Annotated in this window: 5 protein-coding genes; all 5 read left to right on the top strand. The window is 67.5% G+C overall.

The features are described 5' to 3' along the window. The coding region (locus RMT89_RS40050; RefSeq protein WP_315888675.1) for a hypothetical protein at nucleotides 1-279 on the top strand (279 nt) is incomplete at its 5' end. An 82-nt stretch (nucleotides 280-361) separates the two neighbouring features. Next, the gene (locus RMT89_RS40045; RefSeq protein ID WP_315888674.1) at nucleotides 362-937 is read left to right on the top strand and encodes a hypothetical protein; all 576 of its coding nucleotides are present in this window, start codon (nucleotides 362-364) and stop codon (nucleotides 935-937) included. 191 nt (nucleotides 938-1,128) lie between these two features. Further along, complete coding sequence (locus RMT89_RS40040; protein ID WP_315888673.1) at nucleotides 1,129-1,422, top strand: hypothetical protein; 294 nt, start codon at nucleotides 1,129-1,131, stop codon at nucleotides 1,420-1,422. Then, nucleotides 1,419-1,817: a hypothetical protein gene (locus RMT89_RS40035; RefSeq protein WP_315888672.1), complete on the top strand. Its 399-nt coding sequence runs from the start codon at nucleotides 1,419-1,421 to the stop codon at nucleotides 1,815-1,817. The genes RMT89_RS40040 and RMT89_RS40035 overlap by 4 nt, the downstream gene beginning before the upstream one ends. Continuing rightward, a partial coding sequence (locus tag RMT89_RS40030; RefSeq protein WP_315888671.1) for a hypothetical protein occupies nucleotides 1,810-2,078 on the top strand: 269 nt, incomplete at its 3' end. The genes RMT89_RS40035 and RMT89_RS40030, both read left to right, overlap by 8 nt.

Here is a 2,078-nt window from a genome sequence, read left to right as displayed (position 1 = left end):
CTAGCCCACCTAGTCGAACTCGATCAGGCCATCACCGACATGCGGGAGGCCCGCAAGCGCATCGAGGCGGCCGTCACCGCGATAGCCGAGGCGAACACTTGGCCCTACGGCGACGCCTACCTTTACCAGGACGACGATTCACCCGAGCGCCTATGGCTCAACGGATTCTCGTGCATCAGACCCAGTGACGAGTTCGCCCGCGATGTTGGACGGAGCGTCATCCAGATGGCGATCCGACGCCCAGGGAAGAGCACCCAAATCGAGGTGACGGCATCGTGAGCGAGATCAACTGGGATGACTACAGCATCTACGACCACGACTTGCCGACCAACTGGCACGCCGCTGCGAGGAGGTGGGTGTGATGACGTACTACAAGGCTATCCGCCCCGACGGCACGTCGTGGTACGACCTCGGCTTCCGGTGGGTGGCTGAGCGTGGGCCGGTCGAGGGTGTGGAGGTGTGGCATCCGTCGCCCTCAGGTGAGCCCAGGTATGACCCGGCAAGGCATTTGGCCGCATCGACCGAGCCTGCCGACTGCTCCGGCATGGGGTGGCCGAGCCGTCTGCTGGAGGTGGAGCCGCTGGCCGATGTGGTGCCCGGGGCGATGCGCAAGGTCGGGTGCGCTGGGTGGCGTGTGGTGCGGGAGCTGCCCGCGTGGCAGGCGCTCGGGCCGTGTGGCCGTGAGGTGGTCGCCTATCTGGCGCTGCTGCCCACCCTGACCGATGACCAGGTGCAGATCGCCGCACGGTACGCCGCATGGGACGCCGCATGGGCCGCCGCACGGGACGCCGCACGGGACGCCGCATGGTCCGCCGCACGGGACGCCGCATGGGCCGTCGTCGTCCGCGACATGATCTCCACCCCCCACTTCGCGACGCTCACCGAGCCGATGCGTGCCGCCGGGATCGACTTCGCCGCGCTCGGCGGTGCGTCATGACCCGCCGCATCGTGCTCGACATCATCGTGCCCGTCATCGCGGTCCTGCTGTCCATCGGCATGATCTGCGTCGGGCTGTGGCTCGGGACGGAGGTCCGGTCATGAGCGACGGCAGCCCGTGCCCCCACGAGCGCTACGACTCCGACCCGTACGGCAGCAGTCTCGCCCGTCACAGCAAGAGGAGGCATGACGATGAGTGACCTCGACCGATACCTGACCGACGAGGTGCGCGAGCGAGCCGCCGAGGCCATCGCGAGCCACAACTTTGATGTTCATGTGCCGAGCTGGTCGATCCGCTGCGCGGGATGTGACTGGTCCGAGCTGGGCGGCGTGGTCGAGCTTCACGATCAACACCTGGCCGACCTCGCCCTCTCCGCCGTCCTGCCCGACATCATCCGGCAGGCCAAGGCGGAGGCGTGGGACGAGGGACGAACCGCCGGGGCGGACATGCGCGCCAAGCGGATCGAGGCAGGTGAAGAGTCGTGAGCGACGACCTGCGGCGCAAGACCAGCCCCGAGCTGCTATGCAGCAACGAGCGCAGCGACCACGGCGAGATCGTGCCCTGTGAGCGTCCGGCTGTCGGGTGGCGCTGGGATGACGAGGCGGAGTCCTACTACCCGGTGTGTGTCGGGCATGTGCGCCACCCCATGCAGATCCTGGTGCGAGCGGAGGCCGAGTCGATCCGCGAGGCGAAGGCCACGGCGTGGGACGAGGGGTACGCCGATTCGGAGAGGGAGTGGGAGCACGTCTACGGCGGGCACGCCATCGACCCGGATGGGGATGGCGTCACCTGCACTACGTGCCGCAACGGCAACCCGTACCGCACCGACGAGGGCCGACGCAATGACCAACTGCTGAACCAAGGAGAACAAAATGACTGATGACCCCCGACCCGAGTGGGTAGAAGCCGGTGTTGCCGCGCTCGTAGCCGAGGGCTGCGCTGAGAGAGGTAGCACCTTCATACGGGACAACGTTTATGTGGACGGGGCTGTCACCGTCACCCTCGCCGCCGTGATTGACCAGATCAAGGCCGAGGCGCTGATGGAAGCCGCGACCGCCTACCAGTTGGGCGGTATGGTCTACGAGCCGCAGGCCCGTGGCGACCTCGCCACCAAGCGTCAGCAGGCCGAGCACGCCGTGGC

Source organism: Streptomyces sp. P17, assembly GCF_032436805.1.
In the GTDB taxonomy this organism is placed as follows: Bacteria; Actinomycetota; Actinomycetes; order Streptomycetales; family Streptomycetaceae; genus Streptomyces.
This window is presented reverse-complemented; position numbering and strand designations above follow the sequence as displayed.